13 protein-coding genes, 4 tRNA genes and 2 rRNA genes are annotated in these 19,897 nt (G+C 54.9%); all 19 read right to left on the reverse strand.

Annotation, left to right across the window (positions count from 1 at the left end; genetic code table 11):
• Positions 1-19: 19 nt before the first annotated feature.
• Complete coding sequence (gene rpsL, locus H0I86_RS28445) at positions 20-391, reverse strand: 30S ribosomal protein S12 (protein ID WP_003186084.1); 372 nt, start codon at positions 389-391, stop codon at positions 20-22.
• Between the two features lie 200 nt (positions 392-591).
• Positions 592-4,791: a DNA-directed RNA polymerase subunit beta' gene (rpoC, locus tag H0I86_RS28450; protein WP_009051120.1), complete on the reverse strand. Its 4,200-nt coding sequence runs from the start codon at positions 4,789-4,791 to the stop codon at positions 592-594.
• A gap of 64 nt (positions 4,792-4,855) precedes the next feature.
• Positions 4,856-8,929 (reverse strand): DNA-directed RNA polymerase subunit beta, encoded by a 4,074-nt coding sequence (gene rpoB, locus H0I86_RS28455; protein ID WP_007925957.1) that lies wholly within the window; start codon positions 8,927-8,929, stop codon positions 4,856-4,858.
• 219 nt (positions 8,930-9,148) lie between these two features.
• On the reverse strand, positions 9,149-9,514 hold the full coding sequence (rplL, locus tag H0I86_RS28460) for a 50S ribosomal protein L7/L12 (protein WP_007925956.1): 366 nt from the start codon (positions 9,512-9,514) through the stop codon (positions 9,149-9,151).
• A gap of 80 nt (positions 9,515-9,594) precedes the next feature.
• The gene (gene rplJ, locus H0I86_RS28465) at positions 9,595-10,095 is read right to left on the reverse strand and encodes a 50S ribosomal protein L10 (protein WP_007925954.1); all 501 of its coding nucleotides are present in this window, start codon (positions 10,093-10,095) and stop codon (positions 9,595-9,597) included.
• Between the two features lie 198 nt (positions 10,096-10,293).
• Positions 10,294-10,989 carry a 50S ribosomal protein L1 gene (gene rplA, locus H0I86_RS28470; protein ID WP_009051121.1) on the reverse strand — a complete coding sequence of 232 codons (696 nt, stop codon included), beginning with the start codon at positions 10,987-10,989 and terminating at the stop codon, positions 10,294-10,296.
• Positions 10,989-11,420, reverse strand: coding sequence for a 50S ribosomal protein L11 (gene rplK / locus H0I86_RS28475; protein WP_003176435.1), 432 nt, complete (start codon positions 11,418-11,420; stop codon positions 10,989-10,991). Before rplK ends, rplA begins: the two co-directional genes overlap by 1 nt.
• 118 nt (positions 11,421-11,538) lie before the next feature.
• Entirely contained in the window at positions 11,539-12,072 is a 534-nt protein-coding gene (nusG, locus tag H0I86_RS28480; protein ID WP_002555501.1) for a transcription termination/antitermination protein NusG, read from the reverse strand.
• A 9-nt stretch (positions 12,073-12,081) separates the two neighbouring features.
• A complete protein-coding gene (secE, locus tag H0I86_RS28485; protein ID WP_009045851.1) occupies positions 12,082-12,450 on the reverse strand; it encodes a preprotein translocase subunit SecE in 369 nt (122 codons plus the stop codon).
• Positions 12,451-12,495: 45 nt separating this feature from the next.
• Positions 12,496-12,571 (reverse strand) — tRNA-Trp (locus H0I86_RS28490).
• A gap of 53 nt (positions 12,572-12,624) precedes the next feature.
• Complete coding sequence (gene tuf, locus H0I86_RS28495) at positions 12,625-13,818, reverse strand: elongation factor Tu (RefSeq protein WP_016702644.1); 1,194 nt, start codon at positions 13,816-13,818, stop codon at positions 12,625-12,627.
• Positions 13,819-13,902: 84 nt separating this feature from the next.
• Positions 13,903-13,978: transfer RNA gene (locus H0I86_RS28500), tRNA-Thr, on the reverse strand.
• A 26-nt stretch (positions 13,979-14,004) separates the two neighbouring features.
• A tRNA-Gly gene (locus H0I86_RS28505) sits at positions 14,005-14,078 on the reverse strand.
• A 25-nt stretch (positions 14,079-14,103) separates the two neighbouring features.
• A tRNA-Tyr gene (locus H0I86_RS28510) sits at positions 14,104-14,188 on the reverse strand.
• A 142-nt stretch (positions 14,189-14,330) separates the two neighbouring features.
• Positions 14,331-14,771, reverse strand: coding sequence for a hypothetical protein (locus tag H0I86_RS28515; protein ID WP_180922996.1), 441 nt, complete (start codon positions 14,769-14,771; stop codon positions 14,331-14,333).
• A 7-nt stretch (positions 14,772-14,778) separates the two neighbouring features.
• Positions 14,779-15,528: a pantothenate kinase gene (locus H0I86_RS28520; RefSeq protein WP_180922997.1), complete on the reverse strand. Its 750-nt coding sequence runs from the start codon at positions 15,526-15,528 to the stop codon at positions 14,779-14,781.
• The gene (gene birA, locus H0I86_RS28525) at positions 15,518-16,477 is read right to left on the reverse strand and encodes a bifunctional biotin--[acetyl-CoA-carboxylase] ligase/biotin operon repressor BirA (protein ID WP_180922998.1); all 960 of its coding nucleotides are present in this window, start codon (positions 16,475-16,477) and stop codon (positions 15,518-15,520) included. The genes H0I86_RS28520 and birA overlap by 11 nt, the downstream gene beginning before the upstream one ends.
• A 168-nt stretch (positions 16,478-16,645) precedes the next feature.
• Positions 16,646-16,761 (reverse strand): 5S ribosomal RNA (rrf, locus tag H0I86_RS28530).
• 137 nt (positions 16,762-16,898) lie between these two features.
• Positions 16,899-19,790, reverse strand: a 23S ribosomal RNA gene (locus H0I86_RS28535).
• Between the last annotated feature and the right edge of the window lie 107 nt (positions 19,791-19,897).

Below are 19,897 nucleotides of genomic sequence, written 5' to 3' on the forward strand. Positions count from 1 at the left end.
TTAACTGCAAAACGGCCGATTACTTCGGACGCTTGGTACCGTACTTCGAACGACCTTGGTTACGACCTTTAACGCCGGAGGTATCCAGGGAGCCGCGAACGGTGTGATAACGAACACCTGGCAAGTCTTTTACACGACCGCCGCGGATCAGTACCACGCTGTGCTCTTGCAGGTTGTGGCCTTCACCACCGATGTACGAGGAAACCTCGAAACCGTTGGTCAGACGCACACGGCATACTTTACGCAGTGCCGAGTTAGGTTTTTTCGGCGTAGTGGTATACACGCGAGTGCACACGCCACGACGTTGCGGGCAGTTCTGCAGCGCAGGCACGTCGGATTTCTCGACGATACGCTTACGCGGCTGACGTACCAGCTGGTTGATAGTTGCCATCTACTAGCTCCACTGTTGTCTTTCGACATAAACAAAATGGCAGGGCGCAAGCCCCACCAAATTTAGGGGTACAAGAGTCTAAAGAGGATCTTGCCCCCAGTCAAGGCAAGGCCCCGGCCTCCCCGATCAGCGAACCCCGACAAAATCGTCTTGATTCGTGAGCGGAAAAGCCAGGGCCCTATCTCAATCTACTGCAGACCTCAGTTACCGCTGGAGTTCAGCGCTTCGGTCAGTGCAGCTTCAACTTCACTTGCGCTTACGCGCAGAGGCTTGTCGGCATCACGACGACGCTTACGCTCGCTGTGATACGCCAGGCCGGTACCAGCCGGGATCAGGCGACCCACGACCACGTTTTCTTTCAGGCCGCGCAGGTAATCGCGCTTGCCGGTTACCGCCGCCTCGGTCAGTACGCGAGTGGTCTCTTGGAAAGAGGCCGCCGAGATGAACGATTCGGTCGACAGCGACGCCTTGGTGATACCCAGCAGAACGCGGGTGAACTTGGCGACAAACTTGTCTTCGGTGTTCAGACGCTCGTTCTCTACCAGTACGTGAGTCAGTTCCATCTGGTCGCCCTTGATGAAGCTGGAATCGCCGGATTCAGCGATCTCAACCTTACGCAGCATCTGACGCAGGATGGTCTCGATGTGCTTGTCGTTGATCTTCACGCCTTGCAGACGGTAAACGTCCTGGATCTCGTTCACGATGTACTTGGCCAGCGCACTCACACCCAGCAGACGCAGGATGTCATGTGGATCGCTTGGACCGTCGGAGATAACTTCGCCGCGGTTTACCTGTTCGCCTTCGAAGACGTTCAGGTGGCGCCACTTCGGAATCAGCTCTTCGTACGGATCGCTACCGTCGTTCGGGGTAATGACCAGACGGCGCTTGCCTTTGGTCTCTTTACCGAACGCGATGGTGCCGCTGACTTCAGCCAGGATCGAGGCCTCTTTCGGACGACGAGCTTCAAACAGGTCGGCAACACGCGGCAGACCACCGGTGATGTCACGAGTCTTCGAAGTTTCTTGCGGAATACGAGCGATAACGTCACCGATCGCGATCCGCGCACCGTCCGCAACACCGACCAGGGCGTTGGCTGGCAGGAAGTACTGAGCCGGTACGTCGGTACCTGGCAACAGCAGATCCTTACCATCGTCACCCACCATCTTCACTGCAGGACGGATGTCCTTACCTGCAGCCGGACGGTCTTTGGCATCGAGCACTTCAATGTTGGTCATACCGGTCAATTCGTCAGTCTGACGCTTGATCGTGATGCCTTCTTCCATGCCCACATAGGTCACGGTACCTTTCATTTCGGTAACGATTGGGTGGGTGTGCGGATCCCACTTGGCCACGATAGAGCCAGCGTCGACCTTGTCACCCTCTTTAACCGAAATCACAGCACCGTACGGCAGCTTGTAACGCTCGCGCTCACGACCGAAATCGTCAGCAATCGCCAGCTCACCGGAACGGGACACAGCAACCAGATGACCATCCACTCGCTCAACGTGCTTCAGGTTGTGCAGACGGACGGTACCGCCATTCTTCACCTGAACGCTGTCGGCCGCGGAGGTCCGACTTGCCGCACCACCGATGTGGAACGTACGCATCGTCAGCTGGGTACCCGGCTCACCGATGGACTGAGCAGCGATAACGCCGACAGCTTCACCGATGTTCACCTGGTGACCACGAGCCAGGTCGCGACCGTAGCACTTGGCGCAAATACCGTAGCGGGTTTCGCAACTGATCGGCGAACGCACGATCACTTCGTCGATGCTGTTCAGCTCGATGAACTCAACCCACTTCTCGTCGACCAGAGTGCCGGCAGGAACGATGACGTCCTCGGTACCTGGCTTGAATACGTCACGAGCAATAACACGACCCAACACGCGCTCACCCAACGGCTCTACAACGTCGCCGCCTTCAATGTGCGGAGTCATTACCAGGCCGTGTTCGGTGCCACAGTCGATCTCGGTTACAACCAGATCCTGCGCCACGTCTACCAGACGACGAGTCAGGTAACCGGAGTTCGCAGTTTTCAACGCGGTATCCGCCAGACCTTTACGAGCACCGTGAGTCGAGATGAAGTACTGGAGTACGCTCAGACCTTCACGGAAGTTCGCAGTAATCGGCGTTTCGATGATGGAACCGTCCGGCTTGGCCATCAGGCCACGCATACCGGCCAGCTGACGAATCTGTGCTGCGGAACCCCGCGCACCCGAGTCGGCCATCATGTACATCGAGTTGAAGGATTCTTGCTCGACTTCGTCGCCGTGACGGTCGATGACCTTCTCTTTCGAGAGGTTGGCCATCATCGCCTTGGAGACTTCGTCGTTCGCTTTCGACCAAAGGTCGATCACTTTGTTGTACTTCTCGCCCTGGGTTACCAGGCCGGAGGCGTACTGGCTCTCGATCTCTTTCACTTCGTCGGTGGCAGCACCGATGATGCGGGCTTTTTCATCCGGGATAACGAAGTCGTTAACACCGATGGAAACGCCGGAAATGGTCGAGTAGGCAAAACCGGTGTACATCAACTGGTCAGCGAAGATCACGGTCTCTTTCAGACCAACCACGCGGTAGCACTGGTTGATCAGCTTGGAGATCGCCTTCTTCTTCATCGGCAGGTTGACGACGTCGTACGACAAACCTTTTGGCACAACCTGGAACAACAGCGCACGGCCGACAGTGGTGTCGACGATACGAGTGTTGGTCACGCTGCCGCCATCACGATCGTTGACGGTTTCGGTGATCCGCACCTTGACCTTGGCATGCAGTGCGGCTTCGCCGGCACGGAACACACGGTCAACTTCCTGCAGATCCGCGAACACGCGACCTTCGCCCTTGGCGTTGATCGCTTCACGCGTCATGTAGTACAGACCCAATACAACGTCCTGCGACGGAACGATGATTGGCTCACCGTTGGCTGGCGACAGGATGTTGTTGGTCGACATCATCAACGCACGCGCTTCCAGCTGGGCTTCCAGTGTCAGCGGTACGTGCACGGCCATTTGGTCGCCGTCGAAGTCGGCGTTGTACGCGGCACAGACCAGAGGGTGCAGCTGGATAGCCTTACCTTCGATCAGTACTGGTTCAAACGCCTGGATACCCAGACGGTGAAGGGTCGGTGCACGGTTGAGGAGCACTGGGTGTTCACGAATCACTTCGGCGAGAACGTCCCAAACCTCTGGCAGCTCGCGCTCGACCATCTTCTTCGCGGCCTTGATGGTGGTGGCCAGGCCACGCATTTCCAACTTGCCGAAAATGAACGGCTTGAACAGCTCAAGAGCCATTTTCTTAGGCAGACCGCACTGGTGCAGACGCAGGGTCGGGCCTACGGTAATTACCGAACGGCCGGAGTAGTCAACACGCTTACCGAGCAAGTTCTGACGGAAACGACCCTGTTTACCCTTGATCATGTCGGCCAGGGATTTCAGAGGACGCTTGTTGGAACCGGTGATAGCGCGACCACGACGACCGTTGTCGAGCAGTGCGTCGACGGCTTCCTGCAACATACGCTTTTCGTTGCGCACGATGATGTCCGGAGCGGACAGATCCAGCAGGCGCTTCAAGCGGTTGTTACGGTTGATCACTCGACGATACAGATCGTTGAGGTCGGAAGTCGCGAAACGACCGCCGTCCAGCGGGACCAGTGGACGCAGATCTGGCGGCAGAACCGGCAGAACGGTCAGCACCATCCACTCTGGCAGGTTGCCGGAACCCTGGAAGGCTTCCATCAATTTCAGACGCTTGGACAGCTTCTTGATCTTGGTTTCCGAGTTGGTTTGCGGAATCTCTTCGCGCAGACGGCCAATCTCGTGTTCCAGGTCGATAGCGTGCAACAGCTCGCGGACAGCCTCGGCACCCATGCGGGCGTCGAAGTCGTCACCGAACTCTTCCAGCGCTTCGAAGTACTGCTCGTCGTTGAGCAGCTGACCTTTTTCCAGAGTGGTCATGCCCGGGTCGATAACGACATAGCTCTCGAAGTAGAGAACGCGCTCGATATCACGCAGGGTCATGTCCATCAGCAGGCCGATACGGGACGGCAGCGATTTCAGGAACCAGATGTGGGCAACTGGCGAAGCCAGTTCGATGTGCGCCATGCGCTCACGACGAACCTTGGCCAGTGCAACTTCAACGCCGCACTTCTCGCAGATCACGCCACGATGCTTCAAGCGCTTGTACTTACCGCACAGGCACTCGTAATCCTTTACCGGGCCAAAGATCTTGGCGCAGAACAGGCCGTCACGCTCAGGCTTGAACGTACGGTAGTTGATGGTTTCCGGCTTTTTAACTTCACCGAACGACCACGAACGGATCATCTCAGGCGAGGCCAATCCGATACGGATGGCGTCGAACTCTTCGACTTGACCCTGGTTTTTCAGCAAATTCAGTAGGTCTTTCAAGGCCTTTCCTCCTGGCGGAGCAGAGAGCGGGCAATCCTGCCCCGCTCTCGATTCGCGTCACGTGTTATTCGGTTTCCAGATCGATATCGATGCCGAGGGAACGAATTTCCTTGATCAACACGTTGAAGGACTCGGGCATGCCCGGCTCCATACGGTGATCGCCGTCCACGATGTTTTTGTACATCTTGGTCCGGCCGTTCACATCGTCCGACTTCACTGTGAGCATTTCTTGCAGAGTGTATGCAGCACCGTATGCTTCCAGTGCCCAGACCTCCATCTCCCCGAAACGCTGACCACCGAACTGCGCCTTACCACCCAGCGGCTGCTGGGTAACCAGGCTGTACGAACCGGTAGAACGAGCGTGCATCTTGTCGTCTACCAAGTGGTTCAGCTTCAGCATGTACATGTAGCCAACAGTAACCGGGCGCTCGAACTTGTTGCCGGTACGGCCGTCGGTCAGCTGCATCTGGCCGCTTTCTGGCAGGTCCGCCAGTTTCAGCATGGCCTTGATTTCGCTTTCCTTGGCACCGTCGAACACCGGAGTGGCCATCGGCACGCCGCCACGCAGGTTTTTCGCCAGATCCAGGATTTCCTGATCGGAGAAGCTATCCAGATCTTCGTTACGACCACCGATCTGGTTGTAGATCTCGTCCAGGAATTTACGCAGTTCCGCGACCTTGCGCTGCTCTTCGACCATGCGGTTGATCTTCTCGCCCAGCCCCTTGGCCGCGAGGCCCAGGTGGGTTTCGAGAATCTGACCAACGTTCATACGCGAAGGTACGCCCAACGGGTTGAGGACGACATCGACCGGGGTGCCATTGGCATCGTGCGGCATGTCTTCAACCGGCATGATCACGGAGACCACACCCTTGTTACCGTGACGACCGGCCATCTTGTCGCCCGGCTGGATGCGACGACGGATTGCCAGGTAAACCTTGACGATTTTCAGCACGCCTGGGGCCAGGTCATCGCCCTGCTGCAGTTTGCGCTTCTTGTCTTCGAACTTGTCGTCCAGCAGACGGCGGCGATCAACGATATAGGCCTGGGCCTTCTCAAGCTGCTCGTTCAGAGCATCTTCAGCCATGCGCAGTTTGAACCACTGACCATGCTCAAGACCGTCGAGTACTTCGTCGGTGATTTCCTGCCCCTTCTTCAGACCGGCGCCGCCTTCGGCTTTGTGGCCGACCAGAGCGGAACGCAGACGTTCGAAAGTGGCGCCTTCGACGATACGGAACTCTTCGTTCAGATCCTTGCGGATCTCGTCGAGCTGGCTCTTCTCGATCGACAGGGCACGAGCGTCACGCTCTACGCCGTCACGAGTGAAGACCTGTACGTCGATGACAGTACCCTTGGTACCGGTAGGTACGCGCAGGGAGGTGTCTTTAACGTCGCTGGCTTTTTCACCGAAGATTGCACGCAGCAGTTTTTCTTCCGGAGTCAGCTGGGTCTCGCCTTTCGGAGTGACCTTACCGACCAGGATGTCGCCTGCACCAACTTCAGCACCTACATAAACGATACCGGCTTCGTCCAGCTTGTTCAGTGCAGCCTCACCCACGTTCGGGATGTCCGCAGTGATTTCCTCTGGGCCAAGCTTGGTGTCACGGGCCACACAGGTCAGTTCCTGGATGTGGATCGTGGTGAAGCGGTCTTCCTGAACCACACGCTCGGACAGGCAGATGGAGTCTTCGAAGTTGAAGCCGTTCCATGCCATGAACGCGATGCGCATGTTCTGACCCAGAGCCAGTTCACCCATATCGGTGGACGGACCGTCGGCCATGATATCGCTGCGCTGAACCCGATCACCCTTGCTCACCAGCGGACGCTGGTTGATGCAGGTGTTCTGGTTGGAGCGGGTGTATTTGGTCAGGTTGTAGATGTCGACACCGGCTTCGCCTGGTTCAACTTCGTCATCCGCAACACGAACCACGATACGGCTGGCATCAACCGAGTCGATCACGCCGCCACGACGAGCCACGACGCAGACGCCGGAGTCACGGGCAACGTTACGCTCCATGCCGGTACCTACCAGCGGCTTGTCGGCACGCAGGGTTGGTACAGCCTGACGCTGCATGTTCGAACCCATCAACGCACGGTTGGCGTCGTCGTGCTCGAGGAACGGAATCAGCGACGCCGCAACCGAAACTACCTGCTTCGGCGAAACGTCCATCAAGGTGACGTCTTCTGGCGCCTTGACGGTGAATTCGTTCAGGTGACGAACAGCTACCAGCTCGTCGATCAGCTGACCTTTGTCGTTCATGGTCGCCGAAGCCTGGGCGATCACGTGATCGGCCTCTTCGATAGCGGACAGGAACACGATCTCGTCGGTCACCAGACCTTCTTTCACCACGCGGTACGGGCTCTCGAGGAAGCCATACTGATTGGTGCGAGCATAGGCAGCCAAGGAGTTGATCAGACCGATGTTCGGACCTTCCGGCGTTTCAATCGGACATACACGACCATAGTGAGTCGGGTGTACGTCACGCACTTCGAAGCCTGCACGCTCACGAGTCAGACCGCCTGGGCCGAGGGCAGAGACACGACGCTTGTGGGTGATCTCGGACAGCGGGTTGTTCTGGTCCATGAACTGGGACAGCTGGCTGGAACCGAAGAACTCCTTCACCGCCGCAGCCACTGGCTTGGCGTTGATCAGGTCTTGCGGCATCAGGCCTTCGCTTTCAGCCATCGACAGACGCTCTTTGACCGCACGCTCTACGCGCACCAGGCCAACGCGGAACTGGTTCTCGGCCATCTCGCCTACGCAGCGAACACGACGGTTACCCAGGTGGTCGATGTCATCGACGATGCCTTTGCCGTTACGGATGTCGACCAGGGTCTTCAGAACCGCAACGATGTCTTCCTTGCACAACACGCCCGAACCTTCGATCTCGGTACGGCCGATACGACGGTTGAACTTCATCCGGCCGACCGCAGACAGGTCATAGCGCTCAGGGCTGAAGAACAGGTTGTTGAACAGGGTCTCGGCTGCATCCTTGGTTGGAGGCTCGCCAGGACGCATCATGCGATAGATCTCGACCAACGCTTCCAGCTGGTTGGTGGTGGAGTCGATCTTCAGAGTGTCGGAAACGAACGGACCGCAATCGATATCGTTGGTGTACAGCGTTTCGATGCGCACAACCTGAGCCTTGGCGATCTTCGCCAGGATCTCGGTGTTCAGCTCGGTGTTGCACTCTGCCAGGATTTCGCCGGTGGCCGGATGCACGATGACCTTGGCGGTAGTGCGACCCAGGACATAGTCCAGCGGCACTTCCAGCTCTTTGATCCCGGCTTTTTCCAGCTGGTTGATGTGGCGAGCGGTAATACGACGACCCTGCTCGACAATAACCTTGCCTTTGTCATCCTGAATATCGAGGACGGCAATTTCACCACGCAGGCGCTGAGGCACCAGTTCCAGGCTCAGGCTTTCGCCGCGCACGTGGAATACGTTGGTGGTGTAGAAAGCGTCCAGCACTTCTTCAGTGGTGTAGCCCAGCGCACGCAGCAGCACCGATGCAGGCAGCTTGCGGCGACGGTCGATACGCACGAATACGCAGTCTTTCGGGTCGAACTCGAAGTCCAACCAGGAACCGCGGTAAGGAATGATACGTGCGGAGTACAGCAGCTTACCGGAGCTGTGCGTCTTGCCACGGTCGTGGTCGAAGAATACGCCAGGGGAACGGTGCAGCTGGGAAACGATTACACGCTCGGTACCGTTGATTACGAAGGTACCGTTCTCAGTCATCAGGGGGATTTCACCCATGTAGACTTCTTGCTCTTTGATGTCCTTGATCGCTTTGTTCGACGACTCTTTGTCGAAAATGATCAGACGAACTTTTACCCGCAAAGGTACGGCGTAAGTTACACCGCGCAGCACGCATTCTTTGACATCAAATGCCGGTTCGCCCAGGCGATAACCGACATACTCCAACGCAGCATTGCCGGAGTAGCTGATGATCGGGAAAACGGATTTGAAGGCCGCATGCAGGCCCACGTCGCGGAACTGATCTTTAGTCGCTCCCGCTTGCAAGAATTCACGATACGAATCCAGCTGGATGGCCAGGAGGTACGGCACATCCATGACGTCCGGCAACTTGCTAAAGTCCTTGCGGATACGTTTTTTCTCAGTATATGAGTAAGCCATCAGCGTTCCCCAGCTTGGTCACCTGCTTATTTGGCCCCTCCCGACGGGAGCAGCCAGAAAATCGTGCAAACCCTTTGGTTTGCGCCACCGCACAGGGTGGTTACAGCACGTTAGAAGCACCGACCCAGTCGGCTGCCAATAACGGAAAAAGGCCGGTGGCAAGAGCCACCAGCCATCAGCCTCAGCTTAACGCTTGGGCTGGAGACACAAAGTCGATGCTTACTTCAGCTCGACTTTAGCGCCTGCTTCTTCCAGAGCTGCTTTGGCTTTGTCAGCGGCTTCTTTAGCAACGCCTTCCAGAACCATGGCAGGAGCGCCGTCAACTACAGCCTTGGCTTCTTTCAGGCCCAGACCGGTCAGTTCACGTACAGCCTTGATCACGTTAACTTTCTTCTCGCCAGCTTCGGTCAGCATGACGTTGAATTCAGTTTGTTCTTCAACAACAGCGGCAGCAGCAGCTGGACCAGCAGCGGCAACAGCAGCGGTAACGCCGAAGGTTTCTTCCATTGCTTTGATCAGCTCAACAACTTCCAGAACGGTTTTCTGGCCGATTGCTTCGATGATTTGCTCGTTAGTCAGAGACATGACTATAAATTCCTGTATTGGGGTGACAGCCTACGCAGCCATCAAATTAAACATATGATTTTGAAAGGGCTTGCAGTGCCTTAGGCAGCAGCAGCTTCTTTCTGGTCGCGAATGGCCGCCAGAGTACGAGCCAGCTTGCTGGTAGCGCCTTGGATCACGCTCATCAGCTTCGCAATAGCTTCGTCGCGAGTTGGCAGCGAAGCCAACACGTCGATCTCGTTTGCTGCGAGGTACTTGCCCTCGAACGCAGCTGCCTTGATCTCGAACTTTTCCTGACCCTTTGCGAACTCTTTGAAAATACGAGCAGCAGCGCCCGGATGTTCCTTGGAGAATGCAATCAGGGTAGGGCCGACGAACGCGTCGTTGAGCACGTCATATTGAGTGCCTTCAACTGCGCGCTTGAGCAGGGTGTTACGTACGACACGTACATACACGCCAGCTTCGCGGGCCTCTTTACGGAGTCCGGTCATAGCGCCTACTGTCACACCACGGGCATCAGCCACGACAGCGGACAGAGCGCCTTTGGCAGCCTCGTTGACTTCAGCGACGATGGCCTTCTTGTCTTCGAGTTTAATTGCCACGGGTTCAACTCCTGCTTGTTACCGTTTCATCCAACCGAAGTCGGATGTCGTTTTGGTGTCTGATTCGGTAAGGAACCGGGAGCACCATCTGCGTAGGCTTGTGGTTTAAGACTTGCGTCGCCTACGGTCTTGGATAGCCCCCGCCAGGCAGGGACCCCAATCTTTCAATTGACGCAATCTCTTGCGTCAACCTGTGTCTTATACGTCCAGCGAACCCTGGTCGATGACCAGACCTGGGCCCATGGTGGTGCTCAGGGTAACGCGCTTGACGTAGATACCTTTCGAGGAAGCTGGCTTGATACGCTTCAGGTCAGCGATCAGGGCTTCAACGTTTTCCTTCAGCTTGATGGCGTCGAAGCCAACCTTGCCAACGGAGGTGTGGATAATGCCGTTTTTGTCGGTGCGATAACGAACCTGACCAGCCTTGGCGTTTTTAACAGCGCCCGCTACGTCTGGAGTTACGGTACCAACCTTAGGGTTAGGCATCAGACCACGCGGGCCGAGGATCTGACCCAACTGACCTACAACGCGCATTGCATCCGGGGAAGCAATAACCACGTCATAGTTCAGGTCGCCGCCTTTCATTTCGGCAGCCAGGTCGTCCATACCTACGCGATCAGCGCCGGCAGCCAGGGCAGCTTCAGCAGCTGGACCTTGGGTGAACACAGCTACACGTACAGTCTTGCCAGTGCCGTGCGGCAGCACGGTAGCGCTGCGAACAACCTGGTCAGATTTACGTGGGTCAACGCCCAGGTTTACAGCGACGTCAACAGACTCGCTGAACTTGACGGTCGACAGCTCGGTCAGGAGAGCAGCTGCGTCTACGAAGCTGTAGGCCTTACCCGCTTCAATCTTGCCGGCGATAGCCTTTTGGCGCTTGGTCAGCTTAGCCATTACACACCCTCCACGTTAAGGCCCATGCTACGAGCAGAACCGGCGATAGTACGCACGGCTGCATCCATATCAGCTGCAGTCAAATCCGCGTTTTTGGTTTTCGCGATTTCTTCCAGCTGAGCACGGGTAACGGTGCCGACCTTAACAGTGTTCGGACGAGCGGAACCGCTGGTCAGGCCAGCAGCTTTCTTCAGCAGAACCGAAGCAGGGGTGCTCTTAGTTTCGAAAGTGAAGCTGCGGTCACTGTAAACAGTGATGATCACAGGAGTCGGCAGACCTGGCTCAAGACCCTGGGTACGGGCGTTGAAGGCCTTGCAGAATTCCATGATGTTCACGCCGTGCTGACCCAGAGCTGGACCGACGGGTGGACTTGGGTTGGCCTGTGCGGCCTTCACTTGCAGCTTGATGTAAGCAGTAATCTTCTTAGCCATGAGGCACTCCAATTACGGGTTCAAACGCCTAGAAAGGCTCCCCGGTTACTTGCGCGTTTATCCCAGTGACGACAAAACCCCACAGCCTTGGGCTGCGGGGTATGGGATTCTCGTTCAGTTATGCCTTCTCGACCTGACTGAACTCTAGCTCTACCGGAGTAGAGCGACCGAAAATGAGCACAGCCACTTGGATCCGGCTCTTTTCGTAGTTAACTTCTTCGACAGTGCCGTTAAAGTCAGCAAATGGACCATCGGTAACACGAACAACCTCACCCGGCTCGAACAGAGTCTTCGGCTTAGGCTTGTCGCTACCGTCAGCGACACGACGCAGAATTGCTTCTGCTTCTTTGTCCGTGATTGGTGCAGGTTTGTCGGCAGTACCGCCAATAAAGCCCATCACCCGAGGAGTGTCCTTGACCAAGTGCCAAGTACCCTCATTCATATCCATCTGAACCAGCACATAACCCGGGAAGAACTTGCGTTCACTTTTGCGTTTCTGGCCATTACGCATTTCAACCACTTCTTCAGTGGGAACCAGAATTTCGCCAAAGCCATCTTCCATGCCAGCCAGCTTTACGCGCTCGATCAACGAACGCATTACATGCTTCTCATAACCCGAGTAAGCATGCACAACGTACCAACGCTTAGCCACGGGACACCCTTAGCCAACAATCAAGGAAACGAGCCAGCCGAGCAGGGAATCAAGCCCCCACAACAGCAACGCCATAACCAGAACAACAGCCACTACGATCAACGTGGTCTGCGTGGTTTCTTGGCGAGTTGGCCATACGACTTTACGAATCTCGGTGCGAGCTTCCTTAACCAGTACAAAGAAAGACTTGCCCTTGGCCGTCTGCAAGCCTACAAAGGCAGCTACAGCAGCGATGGCAAGCAAAGCGAGTACACGGTACAGGATCGGCGAAGCAGAGTAATACTGATTACCGACAACGCCAACGACCACCAAAGCAACTACTACAAGCCACTTGAGCAAATCGAAGCGAGAGCCTTGAGCTTCAGCTTTAGGAGTCATCTGTGAAGATCCTGTGAAAAGAAAGCCAGACACAACAAGTGAATCTGGCAGGTCAGGAGGGAATCGAACCCCCAACCTACGGTTTTGGAGACCGTCGCTCTGCCAATTGAGCTACTGACCTAAAAACAAATCAGGCCGACCATTATGCCGGCCCGATGGAGATATATCAAGAACTTACTCGATGACTTTGGCCACGACGCCAGCGCCGACGGTACGACCGCCTTCACGGATAGCGAAACGCAGACCATCTTCCATCGCGATGGTTTTGATCAGAGTGACAGTCATCTGGATGTTGTCACCTGGCATTACCATTTCAACGCCTTCTGGCAGCTCGCAGTTACCAGTCACGTCAGTAGTACGGAAGTAGAACTGTGGACGGTAGCCCTTGAAGAACGGAGTATGACGGCCACCTTCTTCTTTGCTCAGAACGTACACCTCAGCGGTGAACTTGGTGTGCGGCTTAACGGTACCTGGCTTAACCAGAACCTGGCCACGCTCAACGTCGTCACGCTTGGTGCCACGCAGCAGAACGCCGCAGTTCTCGCCAGCACGACCTTCGTCGAGCAGTTTGCGGAACATTTCAACGCCGGTGCAGGTGGTTTTCTGAGTTTCGCGCAGACCAACGATCTCAACTTCTTCCTGGATGCGAACGATACCACGCTCAACACGACCAGTTACCACGGTGCCACGACCAGAGATCGAGAACACGTCTTCGATAGGCATCAGGAACGGCTTGTCGATAGCACGCTCTGGCTCTGGAATGTAGGTATCCAGAGTTTCTACCAGCTTCTTAACAGCGGTAGTGCCCATTTCGTTGTCGTCTTGGCCGTTCAGAGCCATCAGAGCCGAACCGATGATGATTGGAGTGTCATCACCTGGGAAGTCGTAAGTGCTCAGCAGATCGCGCACTTCCATCTCAACCAGCTCCAGCAGCTCAGCGTCGTCAACCATGTCAGCCTTGTTCAGGAAGACAACGATGTACGGAACGCCCACCTGACGGGACAGCAAGATGTGCTCACGAGTTTGTGGCATCGGACCATCGGCAGCCGAGCAAACCAGGATCGCGCCGTCCATCTGGGCAGCACCAGTGATCATGTTTTTGACGTAGTCGGCGTGACCTGGGCAGTCAACGTGCGCATAGTGACGAATGTTCGAGTCGTACTCTACGTGCGCGGTGTTGATGGTGATACCACGAGCCTTTTCTTCCGGGGCGCTGTCGATCTTGTCGAAGTCAACACGAGCCGAACCGAAAACCTCGGAGCAGACGCGAGTCAGAGCAGCGGTCAAAGTGGTTTTACCGTGGTCAACGTGACCGATGGTACCAACGTTGACGTGCGGCTTATTACGTTCGAACTTTTCCTTAGCCATCGAAATCACCCCTAGGAGAAGAATTGAGCAAGTCACACAAGCCATTAAAACAAAGGCAGATATTTTCATATCTGCCTTGTTATATGGAGCTCTTGAGCGGATTTGAACCGCTGACCTCACCCTTACCAAGGGTGTGCTCTACCAACTGAGCTACAAGAGCGAAACACTTTGCACAACCTGCAAACTTGGAGCGGGTAGCGGGAATCGAACCCGCATCATCAGCTTGGAAGGCTGAGGTTCTACCACTAAACTATACCCGCGGAGCTTGCAGCTCACACTTAAATCTGGTGGAGGGGGAAGGATTCGAACCTTCGAAGTCGTAGACGTCAGATTTACAGTCTGATCCCTTTGGCCGCTCGGGAACCCCTCCTAAGCGAGGCAGCATTCTATACCATGCCACCCTTCTGTCAAGCATTTTCTCATTAAAAACCTGAGGTTAGCTGCGTTGACCTTGCTTCGCTGCGCCTACCTCTAGAGGTCTTCACTGCGGAGCGGGCGCCATTCTATGCAAACTATTCGGCACTTGCAATGCCTTCGCATGACATTATTTTATGTTTTAACTCATTGAATTCTTTAGCAAGATTCTGCAGCAGCGAATCATCCAGCAAATGCTTGCTTTCAGGGGCCACACGCAACCAGTAACCAGAAGCATCAGGCAGAGCCAAAGACTTCAACCGAACCTCCACACCCAATACCGACAGGCGCTGCTCAAGCGTTTGAGCCTGATCACGACGAGCAAAACCACCTATATAGAGGCAATCGCCTTGAGCCTCGCCTCCCTTGTCACGCCTGGAGAGCGAGCCAGACGACTCACTCAATAAGCGAATATCCTGCTGAGACCCTTTATAAAGCGTCAGAGGCGTTACCTCCTTCGCACGCAAAGGCGCCTCCTGCTGATGCCAGACGTAATAGAACACATTGAGAACCAGGAGCAGCAGGAACAACCAGCGCATAAAAACCTCAGGACAATGGGCACGCCATAGCCAATCCAACAAAAACCAGATCCGGGACCACTCGCCCCTGCGGCACGACGCCAGAAACCAGCCCAGCATCACCACCAGTGAGGAACACCACGAAGTCCTCCCCCCAATAGTCGCGCGCCAACTCCAACTGGGTCAGCACGAACCCTCTCAGCATCAATGAGCAGCCGCGCTCTACCGCCTCAACTGTCGTACGACCCGGCAACAGGCTCTCCAGGGCGCGCTCGGCAGACAAATCGTCGTACCGAATCCGACGAGTGTGGGTTCTCAGCTGATTACGCATCAATGGCATCCCCGGACAGATAAAGCCCCCCAGGTGCTCCCCATCCGCCGCAATGAAGTCCGCAGTAACAGCTGTCCCAAAATCGAGCACCAGACAAGCACCAGCTGCCAGGCGAAAGCCCCCCAGCATGGCAAGCCAGCGATCCAGCCCAAGTCGTTCAAACTCCTCATAGCCATTTCGTACGCCAGCCATTTCTTTCGCAGGCACAGCACAGACCACCGACACACCAAAAGCCTGTACCAACATGGAAGTAAGCTTGCTCGTCTCTTCGACCGTACGAACGCTGACCAAGCGGCAGCGAGTCAAGACCAAGCCGCTTAGCGCACGCAGATGCCCGACCAAAGCGTCATCGGAATCAACCACGCCCTCAGCAAATACCCCAAGCGCAGCATTAGCCAGAACACGCCATTTAATGAAGCTGTTTCCGCAGTCAAGCTCAAGAATCATCGCGCAACCTCAAGCTGAGCTCACCACCGCTGTAGACCTTCTCAACCCCATCTACTTCCAATCGCAATGCCCCCTGCTGATCGATGCCTATAACAACACCGTCTATTTTATTGATCCCAGCAATCAGAGACACCGCATTACCTTGCCACAAGTGATTCTGCTCCCACTCCTCTTGAATAGAGGAAAAGCCCTGGACTTGGTGACGCTCCAGATAGGCCCTCAGCATCATGCTCAGCCGAGCAACCAACTGGTTGCGATCAACCTGCTTGCCGGACTCAAGCCGCATAGAAGTCCACTGCTGATCAACCTCGTCGGTTTTCTGCATGTTGACGTTGATACCCACACCCAGAACCACATGACAAACATCGGCGGGATCCCCAACCAACTCCAGCAGGATTCCAGCAATTTTTTTGCGCCCAACCAAAACATCGTTTGGCCACTTCAGCCCCACACCAGCAATCCCAAACTCACGCAAGGTTTGCATGACTGCCAGCCCGACCACTAAGCTGAGCCCTTCAAGCTGACGCATTCCACCATCGATACGCAGTACGAGGCTGTAATAAACATTTTCTGCAAAAGGGCTCACCCATTTGCGACCTCTCCGACCACGCCCCGCCGTCTGACGCTCAGCGAGCACCAGGAACGGCGCAGGCACACCGCGCTCGACAGCCCTCAGAGCTTCAGCATTTGTAGAGTCGATGGAATCGAAAGCCAACACAGCCCAAGGGCAATCCTTTGACTGCTCGTAAATATTTGCCGGGCTCAGGAGCATCAGCGGAGCCGCCAATTGATAACCGCGACCGCGAACTTTATGGATAGAAAGCCCCAGATCAGCCTCCAACTGCTGCAACTGCTTCCACACGGCACTGCGGCTAATACCCAAGGCAGCACCAAGGGCCTGGCCCGAGTGAAACCGCCCGTCCTTCAGAAGCTCCAACAATGTCAGCATGCAGATCTCGCCTCACAATGAGGCAGGCATGATAGCCATGCCTAAGGCTGTTGCATAGAAAGCGTGACAGGCACAATCAAGCAGCTAGCACCTGCAATTCAGAATGGTTTTTCTACGCGCCAAAAACAAAACCCCAACTGCTTTCGCAATTGGGGTTTCGGAATTTAATCTTGACGATGACCTACTCTCACATGGGGAAACCCCACACTACCATCGGCGATGCATCGTTTCACTTCTGAGTTCGGGATGGGATCAGGTGGTTCCAATGCTCTATGGTCGTCAAGAAATTCGGTGTGCCGACTCGTCTTTCGACGTTTCAGCAAATTGGGTATGTAATAGCTTTGTGTGTTTTCTCGAACTTTCGGTTCGTTTCGTCTTCACACACCGCAATTCGCTCTTAAGCAAATTGCTTGGGTGTTATATGGTCAAGCCTCACGGGCAATTAGTATTGGTTAGCTCAACGCCTCACAGCGCTTACACACCCAACCTATCAACGTCGTAGTCTTCGACGGCCCTTTAGGGAACTCAAGGTTCCAGTGAGATCTCATCTTGAGGCAAGTTTCCCGCTTAGATGCTTTCAGCGGTTATCTTTTCCGAACATAGCTACCCGGCAATGCCACTGGCGTGACAACCGGAACACCAGAGGTTCGTCCACTCCGGTCCTCTCGTACTAGGAGCAGCCCCTCTCAAATCTCAAACGTCCACGGCAGATAGGGACCGAACTGTCTCACGACGTTCTAAACCCAGCTCGCGTACCACTTTAAATGGCGAACAGCCATACCCTTGGGACCGGCTTCAGCCCCAGGATGTGATGAGCCGACATCGAGGTGCCAAACACCGCCGTCGATATGAACTCTTGGGCGGTATCAGCCTGTTATCCCCGGAGTACCTTTTATCCGTTGAGCGATGGCCCTTCCATACAGAACCACCGGATCACTAAGACCTACTTTCGTACCTGCTCGACGTGTCTGTCTCGCAGTCAAGCGCGCTTTTGCCTTTATACTCTACGACCGATTTCCGACCGGTCTGAGCGCACCTTCGTACTCCTCCGTTACTCTTTAGGAGGAGACCGCCCCAGTCAAACTACCCACCATACACTGTCCTCGATCCGGATGACGGACCTGAGTTAGAACCTCAAAGTTGCCAGGGTGGTATTTCAAGGATGGCTCCACGCGAACTGGCGTCCACGCTTCAAAGCCTCCCACCTATCCTACACAAGCAAATTCAAAGTCCAGTGCAAAGCTATAGTAAAGGTTCACGGGGTCTTTCCGTCTAGCCGCGGATACACTGCATCTTCACAGCGATTTCAATTTCACTGAGTCTCGGGTGGAGACAGCGCCGCCATCGTTACGCCATTCGTGCAGGTCGGAACTTACCCGACAAGGAATTTCGCTACCTTAGGACCGTTATAGTTACGGCCGCCGTTTACCGGGGCTTCGATCAAGAGCTTCGCGTTAGCTAACCCCATCAATTAACCTTCCGGCACCGGGCAGGCGTCACACCCTATACGTCCACTTTCGTGTTTGCAGAGTGCTGTGTTTTTAATAAACAGTCGCAGCGGCCTGGTATCTTCGACCGGCATGGGCTTACGGAGCAAGTCCTTCACCCTCACCGGCGCACCTTCTCCCGAAGTTACGGTGCCATTTTGCCTAGTTCCTTCACCCGAGTTCTCTCAAGCGCCTTGGTATTCTCTACCCAACCACCTGTGTCGGTTTGGGGTACGGTTCCTAGTTATCTGAAGCTTAGAAGCTTTTCTTGGAAGCATGGCATCAACCACTTCGTCACCTGAAAGGTAACTCGTCATCAGCTCTCGGCCTTAGAACCCCGGATTTACCTAAGATTCCAGCCTACCACCTTAAACTTGGACAACCAACGCCAAGCTGGCCTAGCCTTCTCCGTCCCTCCATCGCAATAACTAGAAGTACAGGAATATTAACCTGTTTTCCATCGACTACGCTTTTCAGCCTCGCCTTAGGGACCGACTAACCCTGCGTCGATTAACGTTGCGCAGGAAACCTTGGTCTTTCGGCGTGGGTGTTTTTCACACCCATTGTCGTTACTCATGTCAGCATTCGCACTTCTGATACCTCCAGCAAGCTTCTCAACTCACCTTCACAGGCTTACAGAACGCTCCTCTACCGCATCACTTACGTGATACCCGTAGCTTCGGTGTATGGTTTGAGCCCCGTTACATCTTCCGCGCAGGCCGACTCGACTAGTGAGCTATTACGCTTTCTTTAAAGGGTGGCTGCTTCTAAGCCAACCTCCTAGCTGTCTAAGCCTTCCCACATCGTTTCCCACTTAACCATAACTTTGGGACCTTAGCTGACGGTCTGGGTTGTTTCCCTTTTCACGACGGACGTTAGCACCCGCCGTGTGTCTCCCATGCTCGGCACTTGTAGGTATTCGGAGTTTGCATCGGTTTGGTAAGTCGGGATGACCCCCTAGCCGAAACAGTGCTCTACCCCCTACAGTGATACATGAGGCGCTACCTAAATAGCTTTCGAGGAGAACCAGCTATCTCCGAGCTTGATTAGCCTTTCACTCCGATCCACAGGTCATCCGCTAACTTTTCAACGGTAGTCGGTTCGGTCCTCCAGTCAGTGTTACCTAACCTTCAACCTGCCCATGGATAGATCGCCCGGTTTCGGGTCTATACCCAGCGACTAAACGCCCTATTAAGACTCGCTTTCGCTACGCCTCCCCTATTCGGTTAAGCTCGCCACTGAATATAAGTCGCTGACCCATTATACAAAAGGTACGCAGTCACAGAACAAAGTCTGCTCCCACTGCTTGTACGCATACGGTTTCAGGATCTATTTCACTCCCCTCTCCGGGGTTCTTTTCGCCTTTCCCTCACGGTACTAGTTCACTATCGGTCAGTCAGTAGTATTTAGCCTTGGAGGATGGTCCCCCCATATTCAGACAAAGTTTCTCGTGCTCCGTCCTACTCGATTTCATGACTAAGAGACTTTCGCGTACAGGGCTATCACCCACTATGGCCGCACTTTCCAGAGCGTTCCGCTAATCTCAAAGCCACTTAAGGGCTAGTCCCCGTTCGCTCGCCACTACTAAGGGAATCTCGGTTGATTTCTTTTCCTCAGGGTACTTAGATGTTTCAGTTCCCCTGGTTCGCCTCTTGCACCTATGTATTCAGTACAAGATAACCATCTTATGATGGCTGGGTTCCCCCATTCAGACATCTCCGGATCAAAGTCTGTTTGCCGACTCCCCGAAGCTTTTCGCAGGCTACCACGTCTTTCATCGCCTCTGACTGCCAAGGCATCCACCGTATGCGCTTCTTCACTTGACCATATAACCCCAAGCAATCTGGTTATACTGTGAAGACGACATTCGCCGAAAATTCGCGATTAAACTCACAAATTTTACCTTAGCCTGAATAAACACCAGTGAAAGTGC

Source organism: Pseudomonas chlororaphis subsp. aurantiaca, assembly GCF_013466605.1.
GTDB lineage: Bacteria > Pseudomonadota > Gammaproteobacteria > Pseudomonadales > Pseudomonadaceae > Aquipseudomonas > Aquipseudomonas chlororaphis_I.

Coding starts and splice junctions, on each gene's coding strand:
- rplL (WP_007925956.1), bottom strand. CDS start 9,514: ATGTCTCTGACTAACGAGCAAATCATCGAAGCAATCGGCCAGAAAACC.
- rplK (WP_003176435.1), bottom strand. CDS start 11,420: ATGGCTAAGAAGATTACTGCTTACATCAAGCTGCAAGTGAAGGCCGCA.
- rpoB (WP_007925957.1), bottom strand. CDS start 8,929: ATGGCTTACTCATATACTGAGAAAAAACGTATCCGCAAGGACTTTAGC.
- tuf (WP_016702644.1), bottom strand. CDS start 13,818: ATGGCTAAGGAAAAGTTCGAACGTAATAAGCCGCACGTCAACGTTGGT.
- H0I86_RS28515 (WP_180922996.1), bottom strand. CDS start 14,771: ATGCGCTGGTTGTTCCTGCTGCTCCTGGTTCTCAATGTGTTCTATTAC.
- secE (WP_009045851.1), bottom strand. CDS start 12,450: ATGACTCCTAAAGCTGAAGCTCAAGGCTCTCGCTTCGATTTGCTCAAG.
- birA (WP_180922998.1), bottom strand. CDS start 16,477: ATGCTGACATTGTTGGAGCTTCTGAAGGACGGGCGGTTTCACTCGGGC.
- H0I86_RS28520 (WP_180922997.1), bottom strand. CDS start 15,528: ATGATTCTTGAGCTTGACTGCGGAAACAGCTTCATTAAATGGCGTGTT.
- rpsL (WP_003186084.1), bottom strand. CDS start 391: ATGGCAACTATCAACCAGCTGGTACGTCAGCCGCGTAAGCGTATCGTC.
- rplA (WP_009051121.1), bottom strand. CDS start 10,989: ATGGCTAAGCTGACCAAGCGCCAAAAGGCTATCGCCGGCAAGATTGAA.